The sequence below is a fragment of the Candidatus Methylomirabilota bacterium genome, from assembly GCA_036001065.1.
Lineage (GTDB): Bacteria > Methylomirabilota > Methylomirabilia > Rokubacteriales > CSP1-6 > MNEF01.
In genome coordinates, this window is sequence record DASYUQ010000185.1 from 1 (window position 1) to 5,733 (window position 5,733).

General features: G+C 68.7%; 8 protein-coding genes. All 8 read left to right on the forward strand.

Annotated features, from left to right (window positions below; genetic code table 11):
• Positions 1-648, forward strand: a 648-nt coding sequence (gene hflK / locus VGV13_18145; protein HEV8643013.1) for an FtsH protease activity modulator HflK, incomplete at its 5' end; no start/stop codon positions are given.
• Complete coding sequence (hflC, locus tag VGV13_18150) at positions 645-1,610, forward strand: protease modulator HflC (GenBank protein ID HEV8643014.1); 966 nt, start codon at positions 645-647, stop codon at positions 1,608-1,610. The genes hflK and hflC, both read left to right, overlap by 4 nt.
• A gap of 13 nt (positions 1,611-1,623) precedes the next feature.
• A complete protein-coding gene (locus VGV13_18155) occupies positions 1,624-2,157 on the forward strand; it encodes a YIP1 family protein (GenBank protein ID HEV8643015.1) in 534 nt (177 codons plus the stop codon).
• Between the two features lie 141 nt (positions 2,158-2,298).
• On the forward strand, positions 2,299-2,715 hold the full coding sequence (locus VGV13_18160) for a hypothetical protein (GenBank protein ID HEV8643016.1): 417 nt from the start codon (positions 2,299-2,301) through the stop codon (positions 2,713-2,715).
• A 72-nt stretch (positions 2,716-2,787) separates the two neighbouring features.
• Positions 2,788-3,831 (forward strand): tetratricopeptide repeat protein, encoded by a 1,044-nt coding sequence (locus tag VGV13_18165; protein HEV8643017.1) that lies wholly within the window; start codon positions 2,788-2,790, stop codon positions 3,829-3,831.
• A 23-nt stretch (positions 3,832-3,854) separates the two neighbouring features.
• Positions 3,855-4,109: a hypothetical protein gene (locus VGV13_18170; protein HEV8643018.1), complete on the forward strand. Its 255-nt coding sequence runs from the start codon at positions 3,855-3,857 to the stop codon at positions 4,107-4,109.
• A gap of 348 nt (positions 4,110-4,457) precedes the next feature.
• Positions 4,458-4,739 (forward strand): gas vesicle structural protein GvpA, encoded by a 282-nt coding sequence (gvpA, locus tag VGV13_18175; GenBank protein HEV8643019.1) that lies wholly within the window; start codon positions 4,458-4,460, stop codon positions 4,737-4,739.
• On the forward strand, positions 4,736-5,733 hold a 998-nt coding region (locus VGV13_18180; GenBank protein ID HEV8643020.1), incomplete at its 3' end, for an alcohol dehydrogenase catalytic domain-containing protein. The genes gvpA and VGV13_18180, both read left to right, overlap by 4 nt.

Sequence of the window (5,733 nt, forward strand, 5' to 3'; positions counted from 1 at the left end):
GTGATCGACGTCCAGTGGATCGTCCAGTATCGGATCGAGGACCCGGTCCGCTATCTCTTCCGGGTCCGGGAGCCGCAGCAGACGATTCGGGACATCGCCGAGGCCGTCATGCGCCGGATCGTCGGCAACCGGCTGGGCAGCGACGTCCTTACCGTGGGGCGGGTGGCCGTGTCCAGCAAGATGAAGGAGGAGATGCAGACGATCCTGAGCCACTACGAGACCGGCATCCGCCTGGTGACCGTGGAGCTCCAGGACGTGACGCCCCCGGATCCCGTCAAGCCCGCCTTCAACGAGGTGAACGAGGCGCGCCAGGACCGGGAACGGACGATCAACCAGGCCCAGGAGCAGGCCAACCGGGAGATCCCCAAGGCCAGGGGCGAGGCGGCCCGGACAATCACCGAGGCCGAGGGGTACGCCATCGCGCGCGTCAACCGGGCCAACGGAGAGGCCGCGCGATTCGAGGCCATTCTGGAGGAGTACCGGCGGGCCCCGGAGGTCACTCGCCGCCGCCTGTACCTGGAAGCCCTGGGCGCCATCTTGCCCGAGGCGAAGGCTCTGTACATCGTGGACGGCGATCAGAAGGCCCTGGTGCCCTGGCTCCACGTGGAGGCGGGTGACAGGCCCGCCCCAGGAGGGAAACAGCCATGAAGACCGGGCTGAAGGTCGGCCTCGGCATCCTCGCAGTGGTGATCCTCCTCGTGCTCAGCGGAACCTTCTACACCCTGGAGGAGGGCCAGCAGGCGATCATCGTGCAGTTCGGCCGGCCCGTGGGGGCGGCGGTGACCGAGGCGGGCCTGCACTTCAAGCTCCCCTTCGTCCAGGAGGTCCGGCGCTTCGAGAAGCGCCTCCTCATCTGGGACGGCGACCCCAACCAGATCCCCACCAAAGGGCGGGAGTTCATCTGGGTGGACACCACCGCCCGCTGGCGGATCGCCGACGCCAAGAAGTTCCTGGAGAACGTGGCCACCGAGGCCGGAGCCCGGTCCCGCCTGGACGACATCATCGATTCCGTCGTCCGCGACCAGGTTTCCGCCAGCGAGCTGGTCGAGCTGGTCCGGAGCGCCTCGTGGGAGGTCCCCGCGGGAGAGATCCTGGAGGAGGTCCCCGCCGAGGTGCGGGAGGAGTTGAAGAAGGAAGTCAGCCGCGGTCGCGAGGAGATCACCCGGACCATTTTGGCCGAGGCCCGGAGGATCATCCCGCAGTACGGGATCGAGCTGGTGGACGTGCGGATCAAGCGCCTCGACTACGTGGAGAGCGTCCGCGAGAAGGTCTACGCCCGGATGATCTCCGAGCGGAAACGGATCGCCGCCCGCTTCCGGTCGGAGGGAGAAGGCCAGAGTGCCGAGATCCTGGGGACCATGGAGAAAGAGCTGCGCCAGATCCGCTCGGCCGCCTACCGGCGGGCGCAGGAGATCCGTGGAAAGGCGGACGCCAAGGCCACGCGGGTCTATGGCGATGCCTACAATCGCCATCCCGCGTTCTATGCGTTCTCGCGGACCCTCGAGGCCTACAAGGAGACGCAGAACAAGAACTCGGTGCTGATCCTCACGACGGACAGCGAATACTACCGGTACCTGAAGGACGCGGCCGGGCCAGGGCTGGCCCGTTAGCACGGAGGGATCGATGGAGGTGGACTTCGCGCGCCGTGCGCTCCGGGCGGCCAGGCTGGATGCCCAGCTCTTCGAGGAGGTCGAGGACGATCCGCGCGCGACCGCGCAGGCGGCTGGCGTCGTCGTTCTGGCGGCCGTCGCCGCCGGCGTCGGTTCTGGTGCCCGGGGGTTCGGCGAGATCGTCCTGGGAACGGTGGCGGCGCTCGTCAGCTGGTTCGTCTGGGCCTATCTAGCCTACTGGATCGGCACCCGACTGTGGCCCGAGCCGGCGACGCACGCGAGCCATGCCCAGCTCCTGCGCACGGTCGGCTTCGCCAGCGCCCCCGGCGTCCTCCGCGTGCTCGGCGTGATCGGGCCCGTTCGAGGGCTCGTTTTTCTGGTGGCCGGGGTCTGGATGCTGGTGGCGACGGTGATCGCGGTCAGACAGGCGCTTGACTACAAGAGCACGTGGCGGGCGGTCGGCGTCAGCACGATCGGCTGGGTGGTCCAGGCTATCCTGCTCGTGACGGTCCTCTGGCTCCTGGCCGGGCCGGGACGGTCGACGTGAGGCCCCAGCGGGGGCGTACGGATGTTGGCCGCCGGACGACCGGCCTTCGCTCTCCGGCCCCGTGGCACGTTCCTCGCGGCCGACATGTACGGCTGCGCGTTACACCCCGCTCCCGCCGCCGGATAATGGAGGACGATCTCGATGCGAACGCCGATCCGGACCACCCCCTACGCCGTCGAGCGCTGGGCTTCGCGCCTCCGCTACCTCCGGTGGCTCGACGCGCTCGTTGCCTGGCTCGCGGCCTGGGCGGTCCTGGCGGCTGCGCTCGACGTCAGTCCCGACACGCAAGCCGGCCTCGCCGCCGTGGCGACCGGCCTCTTGGCGCTGGTCCCTCCCATCCGGCTCCGCTGGCGTCCGGTGAGCGCCTGGGTCGGGCTGGCGATGAGCGGGGGGCTCGGCCCGGGCGACCGGGCCTGGTACGTCGTCCCGGGACGCGCCGAGCCGGTGGTCGTGACCGCACGGCGCGGTTTCCGCCTCGTCGTCGCCGGCCTCGACCACGGCCGAGCTGAGGGGATCGAGGTCCGGCGTACGCGGGTACTCCTGCTGCCGGACCCCTGACGGAGCCGGCGGCTCATGACCCGGCCTCAGCTACGGCGACGAACGGTCGCTATGCATCGGACGCGACCAAGCATGCTGAGCCCAAAACCGGCGCGCGCCCTTCCTGGTGGATTGGCAGCAAGCGGAGAAGATGGAGATGCGGTGATGGCCCGAAGCGCGAGCCCAGCACACGCCCGACCGGCGCCTCTGCTGCTGCTTTCCCTCCTCACGCTCCTGGTGGGCTGCGCCAGCACCCCCGATGTCTCGGCGAGGGCGAGCCGCGGTGACCTCGACCAGCTGCGAGGCGAGATCGAGCGGCTCACGACGAGCGCGGAGCTCGCCAGACAGCAGCAAGAAACGATTCGGGTCGCGCTGGCCGGGCTCATCCGTGAACAGGCTGCCGAAGGGACGCGCCAGAGCGCCATGCTCGCGCAGCGTCTCGACACGCTTTCGGCGACGCTGGGCGAGTTGGCGGCACGGGTCGAGGCATTGGCAACGAGCTTCGACCGCGTCGCGGCCCGGAGTGAACTGGAGGCCCTGACCCACGCGCTCACCGCGCTCACGGCGCGGGTCGACGAGATCAATGCGCGGATTGCCGCGCGCGAGAGCTCGCCCGGCGTGGCCGAGGCGGCTCCCGGCCTCTCCGTGATGCCGCCGGCGCCGGCGGCCATGATCTCGACGAGTCCGCCCACCGATCTTCGACCGGGCACCGAGTCGACCCCGCGAGATCTCTACCAGGCGGCCTACCTGGATTTCAGTCGAGGGAATTACGCGCTCGCGATCGGCGGCTTTCGGGAGTTCGTGCGGCGTCATCCCGACGATGAGGTCGCGGACAACGCGCAGTACTGGATCGGGGAGGCCTATCTCAGCCTCGCGCACCGGTATCAGGATGCGGGGGAGCTGGAGCGGACTGACCAGGCGCTCAAGGAAGCGGCGCAGGCGTTTCACGACGTCGCGGAGCGTTATCCGGGCGCCGACAAGGTGCCGGCCGCTCTGTACAAGGAAGCGCTGGTGCTGCTCGAGCTCCAGCAGCCGGCGCCCGCTCACGACCGGCTCGAGTATCTGGTCGAAAAGTTTCCCACGACACCGGAAGCGCGTTTGGCGCGCGAGCGTGTGGCGGACCCAGCGGAGCGCTGAGCGCGGCGAGCAGGGAGGTCCCAATGAAGACGGCCACGATGGGGGTGATAGCGGGATTGCTGCTGGGAGGCCTGGTGGGATTCCTGTGGTGGGGCGTTCCGCTCCGGCAAATGCGGGAGGAAGTGCAGGCCCTGAAGGGCCAACAGGTCGCGGCCGAGGTGGCGCGCGAGGAGCGGAAAGCGGTGGAGTCGAGGCTGAAGAGGACCGAAGAGGAGCTTCGTTCGGAAAAGGATCGTCGCTCGAAGCTCGAGGATATCCTGAGTCGCGGACGAAAGTAGGGGCTCGATGCCACGCCGTGAGCGCCCGGAGCGGGGAGTAGCCTGCTTGCCGGTGCGGGTCAGGAGGTGGGCATGAACGGCGTGGATCCCACCGAAGCACTGACTGGGTCTTCGAAGCGGACGATGGCTCGATGGGGATCGAGCGGTTCCATCCTCGAGGGCGTGGGAGCTGTTTGCCAGTGCCTAGCGCGACGCTCCCTCTATGCGCCATCGGCGTATCGCCCCCCAAGGGGAGAAGACTATGTAGCAGCAGTCGAGTCAATGCTCAGGTCCTGAGCAAGCTGGGTAAGGTTCGCGGTATCCTTGCACGGCATTACAAGGCACCGTCCGTGGGTAATGGGGTGCGTTATGCCCATCGAGAGGACAGCCGCCAGTAACAATCTCATCGAGGTCCTTGACCGGGTCCTCGACAAGGGCATCGTGATCGACGCGTGGGTGCGTGTGTCGCTGGTCGGCATCGATCTCATCACCATCCAGGCGCGCGTGGTCGTGGCGTCTATCGAGACCTACCTCAAGCACTCCGAGGCCCTTGCCCAGGCTGGAGCTGGTTCGCATCCGATCGCCCGAGCCGAAGAAACGAGGGCGCCGAGAAGGACCAGGCGCAAATCCACTCCGAGGATCCGCCCATGAAGGCGATGGTGCTCAAGGAGTTCGGCAAACCCCTCTCCTGGCAGGAGGTGCCGGAGCCGAAGATCGGCGCTCGTCAGGTCCTCGTCCAATCCAAGGCCAACGGCCTGTGCGCGACCGATCTCAAGATCGTGGACGGGCTCGTGAAGTCGGTCAAGCCGCCCCTGCTGCTCGGCCACGAGAGCGCGGGGGTCGTGGTCGAGGTGGGGAGCGAGGTCGAGTCCGTCCGCCCGGGCGACCGGGTGGTGATGGTGGCCAAGCAAACATGTAGTCGCTGCCGCATGTGCCGGGCCGGCCACGAGGAGATGTGCCTGCACTCGCCGGGGCGGATGGGGTTCGAGATCGACGGCGGCTTCGGCGAGCTCGTCGCCGTCGCGGACCGCAACCTCGTCAAGGTCGGCCCCCACGTCTCGATGGAGGCGGCCTCCCTGATCGGGGGGACGCTCGGCTCCCCCCTCCATGCCATCCGCATGGCCCGCGTCGATCTGGGCGAGACGGCGGTCGTGTTCGGGCTGGGCGGCCTCGGCCTCCACGCGCTGCAGATCCTGCGCCACCTGGGGGCGAGCGTGATCGGGGTGGACGTGAAGGAGGAGAAGCTCGAGAAGGCCCGCGAGCTGGGCGCCCTCGACACCATCAACGCCCTGCGGGCGGACCCGGTGAAGACGGTCCTCGGCCTCACCAACGGCGTGGGCGCGGACCTGGCCCTGGAGATCGTGGGAGGGGACGCCGTGCCGCCCGTCATCCAGCAGTGCGTGGATCTCTTGCGGCCGGGCGGACGGCTCGTCATCCTGGGCTACCACTACGAGCAGACCGTCCCCATCGACCCGGCCCAGCTGGTCTACAGGTGGCTCCAGATCATCGCCTCGCACAACCATTCCGTGCGAGACGTGGCCGACGCGGCGAGCCTGGTGAACGACGGCCGGGTCAAGGCGGTCATCTCCGGCACCGCCCCCATGCGGGAGGCGAATGAGGCCCTCGCGCAGCTCCGGGCGGGGGA

What these genes read in the sequence shown, in the direction of transcription:
- hflC (HEV8643014.1), top strand. Translation starts at nt 645, where the DNA reads ATGAAGACCGGGCTGAAGGTCGGCCTCGGCATCCTCGCAGTGGTGATC.
- VGV13_18155 (HEV8643015.1), top strand. Translation starts at nt 1,624, where the DNA reads ATGGAGGTGGACTTCGCGCGCCGTGCGCTCCGGGCGGCCAGGCTGGAT.
- VGV13_18160 (HEV8643016.1), top strand. Translation starts at nt 2,299, where the DNA reads ATGCGAACGCCGATCCGGACCACCCCCTACGCCGTCGAGCGCTGGGCT.
- VGV13_18165 (HEV8643017.1), top strand. Translation starts at nt 2,788, where the DNA reads ATGCTGAGCCCAAAACCGGCGCGCGCCCTTCCTGGTGGATTGGCAGCA.
- VGV13_18170 (HEV8643018.1), top strand. Translation starts at nt 3,855, where the DNA reads ATGAAGACGGCCACGATGGGGGTGATAGCGGGATTGCTGCTGGGAGGC.
- gvpA (HEV8643019.1), top strand. Translation starts at nt 4,458, where the DNA reads ATGCCCATCGAGAGGACAGCCGCCAGTAACAATCTCATCGAGGTCCTT.